The 14,171-nt window shown below is 44.0% G+C and carries 18 protein-coding genes; 12 read left to right on the top strand and 6 right to left on the bottom strand.

Annotation, left to right across the window (positions count from 1 at the left end; translation table 11 throughout):
- Positions 1-15: 15 nt before the first annotated feature.
- The 8 genes from B3L97_RS01185 to B3L97_RS01150 all read left to right on the top strand — a co-directional run bounded on the left by B3L97_RS01185 (position 16) and on the right by B3L97_RS01150 (position 7,745).
- Positions 16-915 (top strand): YitT family protein, encoded by a 900-nt coding sequence (locus tag B3L97_RS01185; protein WP_024821270.1) that lies wholly within the window; start codon positions 16-18, stop codon positions 913-915.
- Positions 916-938: 23 nt separating this feature from the next.
- Complete coding sequence (gene panC, locus B3L97_RS01180; RefSeq protein ID WP_286847739.1) at positions 939-1,787, top strand: pantoate--beta-alanine ligase; 849 nt, start codon at positions 939-941, stop codon at positions 1,785-1,787.
- A gap of 420 nt (positions 1,788-2,207) precedes the next feature.
- A complete protein-coding gene (locus B3L97_RS01175; protein ID WP_024821268.1) occupies positions 2,208-3,185 on the top strand; it encodes an aspartate-semialdehyde dehydrogenase in 978 nt (325 codons plus the stop codon).
- Between the two features lie 15 nt (positions 3,186-3,200).
- The gene (gene dapA / locus B3L97_RS01170) at positions 3,201-4,088 is read left to right on the top strand and encodes a 4-hydroxy-tetrahydrodipicolinate synthase (RefSeq protein ID WP_245587069.1); all 888 of its coding nucleotides are present in this window, start codon (positions 3,201-3,203) and stop codon (positions 4,086-4,088) included.
- Positions 4,088-4,747, top strand: coding sequence for a 4-hydroxy-tetrahydrodipicolinate reductase (locus B3L97_RS01165; protein ID WP_024821266.1), 660 nt, complete (start codon positions 4,088-4,090; stop codon positions 4,745-4,747). Before dapA ends, B3L97_RS01165 begins: the two co-directional genes overlap by 1 nt.
- Complete coding sequence (dapD, locus tag B3L97_RS01160) at positions 4,720-5,418, top strand: 2,3,4,5-tetrahydropyridine-2,6-dicarboxylate N-acetyltransferase (protein WP_024821265.1); 699 nt, start codon at positions 4,720-4,722, stop codon at positions 5,416-5,418. Before B3L97_RS01165 ends, dapD begins: the two co-directional genes overlap by 28 nt.
- Before the next feature lie 18 nt (positions 5,419-5,436).
- Positions 5,437-6,651: an aspartate kinase gene (locus tag B3L97_RS01155; protein ID WP_024821264.1), complete on the top strand. Its 1,215-nt coding sequence runs from the start codon at positions 5,437-5,439 to the stop codon at positions 6,649-6,651.
- Positions 6,651-7,745, top strand: a complete 1,095-nt coding sequence (locus tag B3L97_RS01150; RefSeq protein ID WP_286847740.1) for an aspartate aminotransferase family protein — start codon at positions 6,651-6,653, stop codon at positions 7,743-7,745. Before B3L97_RS01155 ends, B3L97_RS01150 begins: the two co-directional genes overlap by 1 nt.
- A 19-nt stretch (positions 7,746-7,764) precedes the next feature.
- Here B3L97_RS01150 and B3L97_RS01145 read toward each other — a convergent pair whose 3' ends face one another.
- Genes B3L97_RS01145 through B3L97_RS01125 form a run of 5 tightly spaced genes read right to left on the bottom strand, consistent with a single transcriptional unit; the run spans position 7,765 to position 10,500 of the window.
- Positions 7,765-8,091, bottom strand: a complete 327-nt coding sequence (locus B3L97_RS01145) for a NifB/NifX family molybdenum-iron cluster-binding protein (protein ID WP_286847741.1) — start codon at positions 8,089-8,091, stop codon at positions 7,765-7,767.
- Between the two features lie 11 nt (positions 8,092-8,102).
- The gene (locus B3L97_RS01140) at positions 8,103-8,981 is read right to left on the bottom strand and encodes an ATP-binding protein (protein WP_286847742.1); all 879 of its coding nucleotides are present in this window, start codon (positions 8,979-8,981) and stop codon (positions 8,103-8,105) included.
- Positions 8,978-9,823 carry an ATP-binding protein gene (locus tag B3L97_RS01135; RefSeq protein WP_286847743.1) on the bottom strand — a complete coding sequence of 282 codons (846 nt, stop codon included), beginning with the start codon at positions 9,821-9,823 and terminating at the stop codon, positions 8,978-8,980. Before B3L97_RS01135 ends, B3L97_RS01140 begins: the two co-directional genes overlap by 4 nt.
- Positions 9,824-9,832: 9 nt before the next feature.
- Positions 9,833-10,183 carry a NifB/NifX family molybdenum-iron cluster-binding protein gene (locus tag B3L97_RS01130; protein ID WP_024821258.1) on the bottom strand — a complete coding sequence of 117 codons (351 nt, stop codon included), beginning with the start codon at positions 10,181-10,183 and terminating at the stop codon, positions 9,833-9,835.
- Between the two features lie 14 nt (positions 10,184-10,197).
- Positions 10,198-10,500: a DUF5320 domain-containing protein gene (locus tag B3L97_RS01125; RefSeq protein WP_286847744.1), complete on the bottom strand. Its 303-nt coding sequence runs from the start codon at positions 10,498-10,500 to the stop codon at positions 10,198-10,200.
- A gap of 155 nt (positions 10,501-10,655) precedes the next feature.
- Between B3L97_RS01125 and B3L97_RS01120 the strand changes: the two genes are divergently transcribed.
- The 4 genes from B3L97_RS01120 (at position 10,656) to B3L97_RS01105 (ending at position 13,651) form a co-directional block, all read left to right on the top strand.
- Positions 10,656-11,210, top strand: a complete 555-nt coding sequence (locus B3L97_RS01120; RefSeq protein ID WP_286847745.1) for a Fur family transcriptional regulator — start codon at positions 10,656-10,658, stop codon at positions 11,208-11,210.
- Between the two features lie 37 nt (positions 11,211-11,247).
- On the top strand, positions 11,248-11,694 hold the full coding sequence (locus tag B3L97_RS01115) for a CGGC domain-containing protein (RefSeq protein ID WP_286847746.1): 447 nt from the start codon (positions 11,248-11,250) through the stop codon (positions 11,692-11,694).
- 189 nt (positions 11,695-11,883) lie between these two features.
- Positions 11,884-12,321 (top strand): response regulator, encoded by a 438-nt coding sequence (locus B3L97_RS01110; RefSeq protein ID WP_024821254.1) that lies wholly within the window; start codon positions 11,884-11,886, stop codon positions 12,319-12,321.
- A gap of 37 nt (positions 12,322-12,358) precedes the next feature.
- The gene (locus B3L97_RS01105) at positions 12,359-13,651 is read left to right on the top strand and encodes an acetamidase/formamidase family protein (RefSeq protein ID WP_286847747.1); all 1,293 of its coding nucleotides are present in this window, start codon (positions 12,359-12,361) and stop codon (positions 13,649-13,651) included.
- Positions 13,652-13,756: 105 nt separating this feature from the next.
- On the opposite strand, the gene B3L97_RS01100 is transcribed toward B3L97_RS01105, so the two are convergent.
- On the bottom strand, positions 13,757-14,171 hold a 415-nt coding region (locus B3L97_RS01100), incomplete at its 5' end, for an AbgT family transporter (protein WP_286933205.1).

Below are 14,171 nucleotides of genomic sequence, written 5' to 3'. Positions count from 1 at the left end.
GAGCGACGATGATAAATGGGCACAGAAAGTTCTAAAAATTGGAAAGAACAGAGAAATGTTTTAAAGAACTGGATTCGGCAGGAATGGGGGACTCTAGCGTATACTACGATTGGGACGATTATTATGAGTTTTGCCATTATAGCCCTGACCGCCCCTTATAAATTTGCAAGTACCGGATTGACAGGCATTGCGTTAATCACTCATTATGCCTGGGGTATATCGCCTGCATGGGTTCTTGCCCTTGGGAACCCCCTCTTGCTTATGTGGGGCTGGAGAGTGCTGTCCCCTCGTTTTGTACTTTGGACATTATATGTTACGGTTCTTAATACCCTTTCTATTATGTTTTTTGAGCTTTTTCACTACCCAGTCCTTCACAACACTTTCCTTGCAGCTATTTTAGGAGGCGTTTTAGGCGGGCTTGGGATGGGGTTGGTTTTTCGTGGGGGAGGCTCAACGGGAGGTACTGATGTAATAGTAATGGCAGCGAGAAAAAAGTACGGTGTTGATGTAGGTATGTATTCTTTTTATATTAATATTGCCGTACTCATTGCCTCTTGGTTTGTTGTGGATATAGAACAGCTTCTCATGGGCGGTGTGTTGCTTTATGTTGAAAGCCTCACTATCGATAGTGTATTAAAATCTTTTGACCGACGAAAACAACTTCTCATTATTACGCAGCGACCAGAAGAGATAAAACGATTTATCATAGAGAACCTTGACCGAAGTGCTACTCTTATCGATGCGCGAGGAGCCTATTCGGGTCAACCCAAGAATATGATTATGGTTATCTTAACGCGGCGGCAGGCCATGGAATTAAAAAGATTTGTGGTTTCTATTGACCCACAGACTTTTATTGTGCTTTCAGATGTCTCTGAAGTGGTAGGGTATGGCTTTAAGCATTGGAAGAACATATGAACTGCTAGGAGGATGGAAGGGTAATGGATAGTAGTATCACGAGTATTACAGCGCTGAGAGGTATGTTACGTCAATATCGTAAAGAAGGTAAAAGTATAGGTTTAGTCCCTACTATGGGGTTCCTCCATGATGGGCATATTTCTTTAATTCGAAAAGCGGCACAAGAGAATGATATAGTTGTAGTCAGTATTTTTGTAAATCCCACCCAGTTTGGTCCTCAAGAAGATTATGCATCGTATCCTCGGGATATTTTGCATGATGAAGCTGTGGCTAAGGATGCCGGTGCCACCATTATTTTTCACCCTTCTGTTACTGAAATGTATCCAGATGGCTTCCAGACGCGTGTTAATGTAGAGAAACTGACGAGGGGATTATGTGGACGCTCTAGGCCAGGACATTTCTGTGGAGTGACAACAGTAGTGACAAAACTTTTTAATATAGTCAGGCCCGGCCGAGCATATTTTGGGCAGAAAGATGCCCAACAGGCTATCGTGGTTCGGCGTATGGTTGAAGATTTGAATCAGGATATCCAAATTCGTGTATGTCCTATTGTACGGGAAAAAGACGGTCTTGCCATGAGCTCTCGTAACGTGTATTTAACTGCTGAAGAACGAGACCAAGCGCTAGTTCTTTATCGTTCGTTACAGAGAGCCGTGCAGTTGATTGAGAAGGGCGAGAGAAGTCACGCAACGATTTATGAGACTATAGAAAAAATGATTCATGAGAAGGAAAAAGCGAATATTGACTATATCGAGATTGTAGATTGTTGGGATTTAGAAGCGGTAGATCCTCTTCAAGGGAAGGTCCTTATTGCTTTGGCAGTGAGGTTTGGTTCAACTCGGCTTATAGATAATGTTGTGGTGGATATATAGCGATACACGAAAAGTGATCATATCTCTTGACAGCTTTCTATTTGTTTCGTATAATCCGACCCAATCTGTACCATTTGGAACTTTACCATGATAAATAATAGTAAAGGCGAAGAAGCAGGGCGCCTCGTTTTGTCGAATCCTTACCAGAGATGGATGTTCACCGGCTGAGAGACATCCTTAAGGTGGCGAAAAAGGCCTAAAACCTGTGGAGCTGGGGTGGAAAGGCTTTTGAAAAGAAGGCTGGAGTACATTCACGAATTGCTTCCACGTGACGGAAGTCGAGGCGGGGCACGTTATAGTGTCTAAGCAGGGTGGTACCGCGGGCATTGATATATCAAAGGCTCGTCCCTTCGGGGACGGGCCTTTTTTTATATAGTGTTGATGGAGATTGTTAATGGTATGAGAAGGAGGAATAGATCCATGAGGATTGCGATAGCAGGAGCTACAGGCGAAGTAGGGCGCATGATGGTTCGTGTGCTTGAAGAACAACATATCCACCCTGACGAATGTCATTTCTTTGCATCGTCAAAGTCGGCAGGTTCCACCCTTATGTTTTATGGCCAGGAATACAAAGTGGAGGAGCTGACCCATGAAAAACTCAAGGCTGGCTATGACTACGTACTTTTCTCTGCAGGTTCAGGTGTGTCTAAAATTTTCGCTCCGACGGCGGCTGAAGCAGGTTCTGTCGTTATTGATAATTCTTCTGCTTTTCGCATGAATGTAGACGTTCCCCTGGTTGTACCTGAGATTAATGGAGATATATTAAAAGGATATCGGGGTATTGTAGCTAACCCTAATTGTTCAACTATTCAAATGGTTCTTGGGCTCTATGAAATTCATCGCCGTTTTGGAATAAAATCAATAGTTGTCAGCACCTATCAATCTGTTTCTGGAGCTGGTAAAAAAGGCATGGATGAGCTTCGAGATCAAATTGAAGGTCATATTGAACCTAAAAAGTTTATTCGACAAATTCACCTTAACGTCATTCCTCAAATTGGCGCCCTTTTAGAGAATGGTTTTTCCGAAGAAGAGATGAAAATGGTTCACGAACCTCGAAAAATTTTTCGAGACGAGAGTATTCTTGTATGGCCGACCACAGTTCGTGTTCCTGTCTTTTATGGTCATTCTGAATCTGTTCTTGTCGAGACTCGTCGATCTGCTTCCTTGAAACAAGTGAGGGATGCATTGTTGGAGAGTGAGAATGTGGTGCTTACTGACGATATTATTTCTCCCATTGAAGCTGCAGGAACAGACTTCGTTTATATTTCTCGTCTTCGTGCTTTCGATGAATTTAGATTTTTAATGTGGAATGTTGCTGATAATATTCGAGTGGGAGCGGCGACAAATGCCGTTCGCATTCTACAGAAACATCGGGCACTTAATGCCCGTACTCTATAGCAGGAGGTGTGCCAGATGATTTTTAGGGGAACAGGAACAGCAGTGATTACACCTTTCAGAGAAGGCAAGGTGGATTATGAGAGTTTTGAGAGGTTTCTTGCTTTTCAGATGGATGGTGGCGTGGACTTTTTTGTTGTGCTGGGAACGACTGGTGAAGCTCCAGCTGTAACGATGAAAGAGCGGGAAGAGATCATTCGCTTTGCCGTCAAAATGGGATCTGGACGGATACCTGTTGTGATTGGAACAGGTTCTAACTCTACGGCAGTGGCTTTGGAATTATCGAAGCAAGCAGTTTCTTTAGGTGCTGATGGGGTGTTAGTGGTGACGCCTTATTACAATAAACCTCCTCAGGAAGGGCTTTATCAGCACTTTAGGGCTGTTGCTTCGGGTATTGGAGATACGCCTCTGATTATTTACAATGTTCCAGGGAGAACGGGGATCAATATTCTTCCTGAAACAGTCCTTCGTCTTGCTGAGATAGACAATATTGCAGGAATTAAAGAAGCTTCAGGTGATGAAGCTCAGGTGGATTTTCTCATTCGAAAGGTTCGAAAACAGCGTCCTGATTTCCTTGTATTATCAGGAAATGACGACCAAGCCTTTCACCTTGTCAATGCCGGAGGCGATGGAGTTATTTCGGTGCTTTCCAATGTAGCGCCACGAGAGACATCTGACATGATTCGATATGCTCTCGCCAATAATGTAGAAAAAGCCCGTGAGCTTCACCTTCGTCTTTTCCCCTTAATGAAAGGGCTATTCTGCGAAACGAACCCAGTTCCTGTGAAATATGGAGTCAGTAGCTTGGGATTGTGCGCTAACGAACTTCGCTTGCCCTTAGTTTCAGCATCGGAACGAGCTATGGCTGTTGTGGATAGCGCTATGAAGGAATGTGGCATTCTGTGATGCGGTACGGATTGATTGGGGCCTCGGGCCGAATGGGGCAGGAGATTCAGAAAGTTTTTGCTGATCATACACTTTGCCTCTCAGTGGATGTTGATGGGGAGTGGTGCAACGATACGCCTCAAGTAATTGTGGATTTTTCCAGTCGTACGGCTTTTCCTCGAACCATAGAGTTGTGTCGAGAGCATGGGGCAGCTTTGGTCATTGGCACTACGGCCATTACAAAAGAGGACGTAGACCATCTTCGCTCTCTGGGACAGGATGTTCCTGTTATTCAAAGTTTTAACTTTTCGGTAGGAGTGAATGTTCTGAAAATGATCTTGAGAGAATTTTCTTCTTATCTCTCTGACTGGGATCTTGAAATTGTCGAGGTTCATCATAATCGCAAAAAAGATGCCCCTTCCGGAACGGCGCTCCTTTTGAAGGAAGCTACAGGGCGGAACTGTCCTACCCATTCCTTACGTATGGGAGGCGTTCCTGGAGATCACTCAGTTTTTTTCTCCAATGAAGGAGAAGTTCTGGAACTGACCCATCGGGCTCTTTCAAGGACAGTTTTTGCTCTTGGAGCCTTGCGGGCGGCTCAGTTTGCTGTGACAGCTGAACCAGGATTCTATGCTTTTGAGGAGGTTATTGCATGCGCGCCGAAGAAATCATCAAGTTGATTAAGGAATCTAAAAAAAGGACCCCCACAAAGGCCTTTATTTCTGGTCATTTTGAAGGTTGCGCATGGGGAGCCCTTACTTTTATTGGGGGCGACCATTTCGGTCTTCTCATTGGAGATTACAAAGAAGTGGAGTCCGCCCTGTCGGCGAATGCCAGCCGAATCAATGCTGTACATATAGAGGTTGAGGCCCGTAACTCTGCTCTTCCATTGGCCAATCTCACCAAATATGAGGCTCGAATTGAACCAGGTGCCATTATCCGCGATATGGTAGACATCGGTAAAGGTGCGGTTGTTATGATGGGAGCCGTTATCAATATCGGAGCTATTATTGGGCCTGGCACAATGATCGATATGAACGTTGTAGTTGGTGGACGGGCTATGATTGGTTCCAATTGCCATATTGGCGCAGGGGCTGTAGTTGCAGGAGTTGTTGAGCCGCCAAGCGCGACCCCGGTTATGATTGAAGACAATGTTTTGGTGGGAGCTAATGCCGTTATTCTCGAAGGGGTGCACATCGGGAAAGGGGCTGTTGTTGCTGCTGGTGCCATTGTAACAAGGGATGTTCCATCTAACGCTGTAGTTGCAGGTTCTCCTGCTCGTGTTATTAAAATGGTGGATGAAAAAACAGCTGACAAAACTCAGATCGTACAAGACCTGAGAAACCTCTGATCCAGGAGGTCTGGACAAGTGATTGTGCAGAAATACGGTGGTTCTTCAGTAGCGACACCAGAGAAGATCCGAAGTATTGCAGAAAAAATAAAGAAGCGAGTAGAAACTGGAGAAAAGTTAGTGGTTGTCGTTTCTGCTATGGGTAAAACCACAAACAACCTTATTGAATTGGCAGGGCAGGTCTCGAAAGAGCCTCTTCCTCGGGAACTCGATATGCTTTTAGCTACAGGCGAGCAGGTTTCGGCTGCTCTTTTGGCCATGTCTTTAAACGATATTGGCGTTCCCGCAGTTTCTTATAATGCTTTTCAGCTGGGGATGGTCACTACAGGTGCTTTTTGCAATGCTCGTATTGTGGATCTTGATATGGCGAAACTTGAACGGGAGCTGGAACGACGGCATGTAGTGGTCGTAACAGGTTTTCAGGGGATTACGCCTGAGGGAGAGGTCACGACTTTAGGGCGAGGAGGTTCTGATACCTCAGCTGTGGCTATTGCTGCTAAAGCAAAAGCCAGATGTGAAATTTACAGTGATGTAGCTGGTATTTATACGTGCGACCCGAAAATATGTCCTTCCGCTAAAAAACTTGATTATGTCACATACAGTGAGGTGTTAGAACTTTCGTCCATGGGGGCGAAAGTTCTCCACTCGAGGGCCGTGGAAATAGCAAAAAAATATAACGTCGAACTTTACTGTGCCTCTACTTTTTCTGATGAAAGGGGGACCCTTGTAGTGAGTACATTGCCTGAATGGTTGGAGCAACCGGTCGTTACAGGAGTGACGGCCGACCCGAACCAGAGAAAGGTTACTATTAGCCCCATGCCCGGAGGTAATGAGGCCATGAGTGTTTTATTCACGGCATTGGCTGAAAAAAGTGTAAATGTGGATATGATATCCACAGTAAACGATAACGGGCATTCTTATCTTACATTTACAGTGGTGGAAGGAAAGGGAGCAGTTGTGCGATCCACTGTAGAGGAAGTCTTTTCCTCCTATTCTGGATGGAGATTAACGGAAGATGATAGAGTGGCAAAAATTTCTGCCGTAGGTGTGGGTATGGAGTCGGCGCCGGGCGTGGCGGCTCGCTTTTTTTCTGCTTTATGCCGAGAAAAAATCTCTATGCTCGGGACGAGTACATCTGAAATAAAAATTTCCACTCTTGTTACCAAAGAAAATGCTGACCGCGCAGTAAAAGCTTTGGTAGAGGAATTTGGTTTAACGGAGCATCAGAAATAATGCTGTGCCCAGTCTATCACCCCTTTGACCTCACTATCCTTTCGGCATCGGGCTCGGAGATCACAACGAATAGGGGCGTTTTTCTTGATACCTTCGCTGGGATTGGTGTTCTTCCTTTAGGTCACAGCTATCCGGCTGTCGTAGAAGCTGTGACAGAGAAAATGAAGCGTTATGCTCACATCTCAAACTATTTCTCTGACCCTGATGGAGTCGAAGTGGCGAGGCTTCTCTGCCAGATGGCGGGAAGAGAAGGGGATGTTTATTTCGCCAATTCAGGAGCCGAAGCTACAGAGGCTGCATTGAAGGCTATTCGAAAATATCGAAAAAAAGGGATGCTTGTTTCATTTATTGGGAACTTCCATGGAAGGACATGCGGGGCCCTCTCTGTTACATGGAGTCCCAGTATAAGAGAACCTTTTGAGCCGCTATTGCCCGACGTAGTTTTTTTGCCTAAAGACGTTAGGGTCTTTCGAGAATATGCTGCTTCTCATGATATTGCAGGTGTATTTTTAGAGTGTGTGCAGGGAAACTCTGGAGTATTGCCATTGCCTCATTCTTTAGTCGAAGCGGTAGCGGAACTTAAGGAAGACAAAAAATATTACATTGTAGCTGATGAAATTCAGGCAGGGTTAGGACGGACGGGGTGCTTTTTCTCTTTTCAACATTGGGGGTTAGAGCCTGATATTATTACCTGTGGAAAAGGCATTGGTGGAGGGTTGCCTTTAGGAGCCACTATTTTCTGTGGGTGGTCTCCTTTTCAAGAGGGGGATCATGGTTCTACCTTTGCCCCTAACCCTATTTCTCTTGCGGCTGGGAAAGTAGTTCTACAGGCCCTCACAGAAGAATTTCTAGAAGAAGTGAAGGAAAAAGGAGCCTATTTTGCGAAGAAATTGGAAAAACTTTCGTGGTCCATGGATATCCGCCAGCTTGGTCTCATGATTGGTGTTTCTACAATGAATGCTCAAGACGTGAAGCAAAAAGCGTTAGAGCGAAAGGTGCTCTTGAATGTGGCTGGTGGCAGTATTCGGCTCCTTCCTGCTTTGAATATCTCATATCAAACTATCGACGAAATTGTAGATCGACTCACATTTTAAATGATAAAAAGGGGCGTCCTTACAAGGACGCCCCTTTCCCTTCAAGGGAGTATAAGGCTTCTTCAAGTGTGAGACCTTCTGCTTTAAAGTGCTTAATTCCAGCTTGTGCCAAAGCTTCTTCTGCATTTGGCCCTAAACGGGGCACAATTACAAGATCTATATTATGTTTTGAGAGCAGACGAACAGCAGCTCCCCCAGCTCCGTGTCCCTGTTCTGCATTTGTGTTTTCAATGGCTTCAAGGAGATTCCCATTTTCATCAACAATTATAAAATAAGGAGCCCGGGCAAAACGTTCAGCTATAAGGCTTTTTATAGTTGGTTCATTGACAGCTGCAGCAATACGCATATGTGCACACCTCACATTTTTATGTTATTGATTATTTGAAGCAAGTTTGTATAAATAGTTTCTATTTCTGGATGTAAAGCGTCTAAAGGAATTTCTTTATTTGATATCGCTTCTACAACATCAGGCCTAAAAGGAATAGAACCCAAAAATTGCCAATTTTTGCTTTTAGCCCGATCTTGTATTTCCGCATTTCTTGTTTCTGAAAGATCTGCTTTATTGAGAATGACAGCTAAAGGAACTTCCAAAGAGGAACACAGATCGCCAAGACGAAGAAGATCATGAAGACCTGATAGAGAAGGCTCTGTAACAGCTATAGCCAATGTCGATCCTGTAAGAGCCGAAATTGTCGGGCAGGAGATTCCTGGGGGGCCGTCAACAATCACAAAGGGGTACCCTTTCTTACAAGCCTCTTCTCGAGCTTTGTTGCGAAGCTTGGCAACAAGCATTCCTGAATTTTCTTCTCCTGCATGAAGACGAGCATGCCAGAGGGGGCCCAAAGACGTTTGTCCCCGCCAATATTGGCCCTGTTCGTACGAATTCATAGTAATGGCATTTTGAGGGCATATAAGAGCACAGCCACCACATCCTTCACATTTCCACGATAGAGAGGAGATACCATCCATTTCTTTTTTGAGGGCATCAAAGCGACAGAAACTCACACATTTCCCGCAAAGATTGCAACGTTCAGAGTCTATTTGAGGTATTTTCCTACCACTAAATGAAAAAGACTCTTCATCGTTAGGATGGAGCAAAATCTGGAGGTTGGGCGCGTCTACATCTACATCACAAAAGAGGGCTTTCTTGCTGAAGAGAGCGCATAAAGCTGACACAATTGATGTTTTACCAGTGCCTCCTTTTCCACTGACAATTACAATTTCTTTTGGGTTCATGAGAGCACCTCTTTAACATGGTCAAGAATAGTGTATGTTGCTTCTCGCCATTTTCGATCAACACAAAAGGGGGCTGTCCCTTCTGCATAAGCATGTGCAACTTCTTTTGAAAATGGCAAGCGAGCGAGTATGGGTACATTTATTTTATTGCAAAAGACTTCTGTTTCTTTACTATTACCGAGGTCAGACCGATTGATAACCACAGCTGCGGGAATCTGAAGTTCGTGAACAGTTTCCGCGGCCAAGACAAGGTCAGAAAGTCCAAAGGGTGTTGGCTCTGTAACCAGCACGACGAAATGTGATTGTTCAATGGCGGCAACCATAGGGCACGCTGTCCCAGGAGGTCCGTCTACAATTTGTGGAAAGGGCAAAGAATTTGCCTTTTCGAGAACAGCATGTATAACAGGAACTGGATTAGGTTCTCCTATATCTAATCTGCCTTCAAGAAACCACCAATTCTCAGTACGCTTACTATTCAATTCCCCTATTTGTGTTTGACTGTCTTTAATGGTCTTTTGAGGGCATACATACTCGCATACGCCACATCCATGACATAATTTCATATTGACTGTCGGCACGTTCGTACCAAACTGATTGAGGGCGCCAAAAACACAACTATCAGCACATATGCCGCATCCTACACATCGTTTGGCATCTATCTGGGGAACAACCTTGTAAATAGATTCACTTTCCGGATTTTGGATGTTTAAAACTAAACCAAGATCAGGTTCATCTACATCAAGGTCAATAACTGTTCCTCCTCGAATAGCAAAGGCAAGAGAGGAGGCAACACATGTTTTACCAGTTCCTCCCTTGCCACTAACTACGGTTAATCGAAACATATTCCCCTCCTAAAGAGAAGAATGATCGTGACTACATTGGTCGCCAACAATCTCAAGAGAATTATCGAGAAACGCTCTGAGTGTCTTTTCTACGGAAAGAGGAGGTACGCAAGCTACGTTCACTCCTCCATCTCTCAGCATTTGAGATGCCCTTTGTCCAATACCGCCAGTGATGACAAGATTGGCACCTAGGGATGCGATCCAATGAGGCATAGCCCCTGGCACATGTTCTCCTTGCGGAGGTGTTGCAATTTCCCGTGCTATTTCTTTTTGATTCTCTACGTCAACAACGAGAAATTCTTTTGCGTGTCCAAAGTGTTCTGATACGTTATCTCCGTTTTTAGCAATTGCTATCTTCATGGGAAAGCTCCTTTTTATTTATTTTCTTCAATTTCTGCCATGCGTTTACGAATATTTTCCATCTCGTTTTCAAGCAGAGATAATTCTTCCTTGAGCATATTTCGTTCTTCTTCAATCGTAGGAGTCGTAGGAGCATAATCCCAATCTACTGGAGCATTATAAATACCCCAACCTCTCCCCATGCCACGGCCTAAACCGAAGAAGCAACGACCCCATCGTGAGAATCGTCTACGCACATATCCAAAGTGACATAAACCTCTGCCACCACCTGTCATTGGTCCCATACCACGCGGTCCTGTTCTATCAAAACCAGGCATGTTATTTTTCCTCCTTATTGATAATGATTATCATTTGCATATAAATCCTATTCTCTGTTAAGATATTTGTCAAGCTATATGGTAAAAAGTGTTACGAGGTAGGGGCTTTTCTTCCTACCCATTAATAGATATGTTGAAAAAGGAGTTTTTACTCTATGGATCAAAACGATCAGGTTAAACGCGAGGAGTATGTTGAAGCCCTTAAAAAGGCTGGTTTTCGTTTAACAAACCAGCGCCAGACAATTATAGATGTGCTTATTGAAGGGGAGGCCGAACACGGTAATATACAACTGATATGGGAAAAGGCCCACGAAAAAGATCCCTCCATAGGTATTGCTACAGTGTATAGAACAATAGGCCTTCTTTCTGACATGGGGTTGCTCTATCGTTTTTCTCTTGATGAAGGTTTTGAACGCTTTGAACTTCCTTCTTCGTCTATTCATTTCCATCTTTATTGCCGTTGTTGTGGAAAGGTTCTTCATCTCAAGAATGAAGAAGAAAAAGAAAAAATTATTAAGAAATGGCTTGAAGAGGCAGGTTTTCAGCCTATTCCTCAGAGTCTTGAAATTGCTGGAATGTGTGGTGAATGCGCATCTAAAGTGAAAGAGTGCAAAAAGACACAAGATCTTCCATGCACTCTCTTAGGAAAAGGGTGGAGGCGACGGTATTGTGGCCGTCGGCGAGGCTGTTTCCGTCATGATGACCTATAGAAGTCAATACTATATAAAGACGGAGGGGGAATTGGGAATGAAAGACGTCGTACGCGTTGGTATTATTATCTGTAATAGATATGGAACTTGCGCAGGAGGGAAATGTCTCAGAGCCCTTCATAACAGAGAGGGAGGATTCGCCCGTTACAAAGACAGAGAATTAGAACTTGTGGGGTACACGACGTGTAATGGATGTCCCGGTGGAAATGTGGAATATGCTCCGGCAGAGATGAAGAAAAATGGAGCGGATGTTGTGCATCTTGCTACAGGTATGGTTGTTGGCTATCCTCCATGTCCGAGAATTGATTATTTTAAAAAATATATTAAAGAAGCTTTTGGCCTCGACGTTGTAGTGGGGACTCACCCCATTCCTGAGAAATACTACACTGTTCACTCCGCTCTAGGCACATGGAACTCTCCAATGTGGCAAGACCTGATCTCCGCTGTTATTGGCGATGAAGAGATACGTTTAGCGTATAATTAATTAAAAATAAAAAGAGCCGCCTTTGTGACGTGCACCCTCCAAATGCTGGATTTTCTATCCAGCATTTGGAGGGTGGGACATTGGCGGTTCTCTTTATTTTAAAATTCGCAAAATTCGAAAATGGATGCTAGTATATAAAAACCCTGATTCTTTCGTCGTCCCCCAGTTTTTTAAAGGGGGAGATTTTTTATGGGAGGTAAACGTGTAAAAGTAGTGGAAGTTCTTTTGGTGGAAAGGGATCAACAGTATGCCCAAGAAATGCGAAAACTGTTGAGAGAAGAAAAGATCGTTAACTCTTTACACATTGTTTGTAATCAATATGAGGCTCTCGATTATATTCGCCAAGTAGGTAAATATTGGGATCGTTCCGAGCCTGATGTGGTGATTACAGATTGTGCGTTGCCTAATCATGGCTGTGAGGAGCTTTTGTCGGAAATACGAAGTGAGCCAGCCTTTTTTTATCTCCCCATTATTTTTATTTCCACTCCTGGTGAAATGATTCCTTTCGAAACGGCTGATTATATGGTTCGATTCGTAGAGAAACCTCTTTCTGGAAAAATTTTATTGGAAGCCCTGACTTCCTTTGAGAATTTTTGGATAGCTGTGACCCTTATAAAAGGGTATTAAGAATTTGATCTCTATTGACTAAAGAAGGAGGTATATCATGACTCGGAGTATTGTAAATACGAGAGATATGGTGTGGGTCTTAGATCCTTCTGAAACTTTTGATGGTCCTGTGAGAGATGGAGGTGTTATTGTTGCTCGTGTAAGTCCGGGGTGCTGGGGAGCGATGATTACTCCAGATTTCCCGAGTGGTCATGAGGTGACCCGGCCTATAGCTGTAGAAGGGGCAGAAGTTGGAGATGCCATTGCGTTAAAAGTACGAAAAATACATGTCCTTTCATTAGCCACTACATCTGGTACCGATAAGCCCCAGGAAGGGCATTTTCAAGGGGATCCTTTTGTAGCGAAACGATGTCCTGCCTGTGGAGTCATAAATCCTGAAACATATATAGAAGGAATAGGAGAAGATGCCATACGTTGTAAACAGTGTGGTGTTCCTGTACATCCCTTTAAACTTGAAAGTACTTATACGATAGTGATGGATGACAATAGAAATGTAGCGGTAACGGTTCCTCCTGATGTAGCAGCAGAGATAGCTTGTGATGCGGCACATTTTAGTGCTCTTCCCCCAGAATCCAGACAGTACTCGGCAAATATTATTGCTCGTGGAGATCTGTCGGGTATTATTGCTCCGTTGCGTCCTATGGTAGGGAATATGGGGAGTTGCCCAGCAGCGGCTATGCCAGCATCTCATAATGCAGGTGATTTTGGAAGTTTCCTTGTAGGCGCTTCTCATAAGTATGCCTTAACTGAAGAGGCATTGAAGGATCGTACCGACGGCCACATGGACGTGAATGAGGTTGTGGAAGGTTCTCTCGTCATTGTTCCTGTGAAGGTTTTTGGCGGCGGTATTTATGTTGGAGATGTCCATGCCATGATGGGAGATGGAGAGATCGCTGGCCACACAACTGATGTATCAGCAGAAGTAATTATTGAAGTTCATATCATTAAAGGGCTGACTCTTGATGGACCAATTATTCTCCCTACTCATAATGACCTCCCGGATATTGTAAAACTTCGTTCCCCAGAAATAATGGAAAAAGCTTTAAATATTGCTGCTTCGTGGGGTTTTGATCTCGAACAGGAGGTTTTACCCCTTCAAGTAGTAGGAACGGGGAAAAATCTTAACGAAGCTGTTGATAATGGACTTATGCGTATGGTTTCCCTAACAGGAATGATGCTGCCAGAGATTAGAAATCGATGTACCCTTACCGGCCAGGTAGATATTGGCAGACTTCCTGGGGTTGTACAGATTTCCATGTTAGTACCTCGACCAGTTTTGGAGAGACTAGATCTTTGGAACATTATGTTGGAGCATTATTGCCAGTGTTAAAAGATGTTAAGAGTAACGAATAACCAATAACCAATAACCAATAACCAAAGAGGCTGCCTTAATAGCAGCCTCTTTGGTATTCCCCCCTATAGAGTAGTTCTTATTTTATAGAAACAACCCAGCTCCTGGTCCCATTGGAAGGTTAAAGATGTACCACACAATAAGCTGAAGAGTGAAGAATATGAGGTAAGCAATAGTATAGGGCATGGCCAGAGAGATGACGGTGCCCATTCCTACAGGTTCTGTGTGTCCCTCTGGTTTATATTGCTCCATTAGACCGATAACTACTGGGAGGTAGTAGGAAAGAGGGGTAATAATATTTGAAGATGAGTCTCCAATTCTGTAGGCAAGTTGAGTGAGGGCTGGAGAAAAACCTACCATGGAGAACATGGGTACAAATATGGGAGCTAATATAAGCCACTTTGCAGAACCGCTCATGATAAAGAGATTGAGGAATGTACAGAGCAATATATACATGACGAGGAGAGGAATTCCGCCGAGATTCATAGCTTCAAGCCAT

Source organism: Aminobacterium sp. UBA4834, from assembly GCF_002400205.1.
GTDB lineage: Bacteria > Synergistota > Synergistia > Synergistales > Aminobacteriaceae > Aminobacterium > Aminobacterium mobile.
The sequence above is the reverse complement of the archived record's forward strand: the minus strand, read 5'-3'. Positions and strand labels throughout refer to the sequence as shown.

Coding starts and splice junctions, on each gene's coding strand:
- B3L97_RS01135 (WP_286847743.1), bottom strand. CDS start 9,823: ATGTTTCGATTAACCGTAGTTAGTGGCAAGGGAGGAACTGGTAAAACA.
- B3L97_RS01145 (WP_286847741.1), bottom strand. CDS start 8,091: ATGCGTATTGCTGCAGCTGTCAATGAACCAACTATAAAAAGCCTTATA.
- B3L97_RS01130 (WP_024821258.1), bottom strand. CDS start 10,183: ATGAAGATAGCAATTGCTAAAAACGGAGATAACGTATCAGAACACTTT.
- panC (WP_286847739.1), top strand. CDS start 939: ATGGATAGTAGTATCACGAGTATTACAGCGCTGAGAGGTATGTTACGT.
- B3L97_RS01125 (WP_286847744.1), bottom strand. CDS start 10,500: ATGCCTGGTTTTGATAGAACAGGACCGCGTGGTATGGGACCAATGACA.
- B3L97_RS01105 (WP_286847747.1), top strand. CDS start 12,359: ATGACTCGGAGTATTGTAAATACGAGAGATATGGTGTGGGTCTTAGAT.
- B3L97_RS01120 (WP_286847745.1), top strand. CDS start 10,656: ATGGATCAAAACGATCAGGTTAAACGCGAGGAGTATGTTGAAGCCCTT.
- B3L97_RS01175 (WP_024821268.1), top strand. CDS start 2,208: ATGAGGATTGCGATAGCAGGAGCTACAGGCGAAGTAGGGCGCATGATG.
- dapA (WP_245587069.1), top strand. CDS start 3,201: ATGATTTTTAGGGGAACAGGAACAGCAGTGATTACACCTTTCAGAGAA.
- B3L97_RS01165 (WP_024821266.1), top strand. CDS start 4,088: ATGCGGTACGGATTGATTGGGGCCTCGGGCCGAATGGGGCAGGAGATT.
- B3L97_RS01115 (WP_286847746.1), top strand. CDS start 11,248: ATGAAAGACGTCGTACGCGTTGGTATTATTATCTGTAATAGATATGGA.
- B3L97_RS01110 (WP_024821254.1), top strand. CDS start 11,884: ATGGGAGGTAAACGTGTAAAAGTAGTGGAAGTTCTTTTGGTGGAAAGG.
- B3L97_RS01150 (WP_286847740.1), top strand. CDS start 6,651: ATGCTGTGCCCAGTCTATCACCCCTTTGACCTCACTATCCTTTCGGCA.
- B3L97_RS01140 (WP_286847742.1), bottom strand. CDS start 8,981: ATGAACCCAAAAGAAATTGTAATTGTCAGTGGAAAAGGAGGCACTGGT.
- B3L97_RS01185 (WP_024821270.1), top strand. CDS start 16: ATGGGCACAGAAAGTTCTAAAAATTGGAAAGAACAGAGAAATGTTTTA.
- dapD (WP_024821265.1), top strand. CDS start 4,720: ATGCGCGCCGAAGAAATCATCAAGTTGATTAAGGAATCTAAAAAAAGG.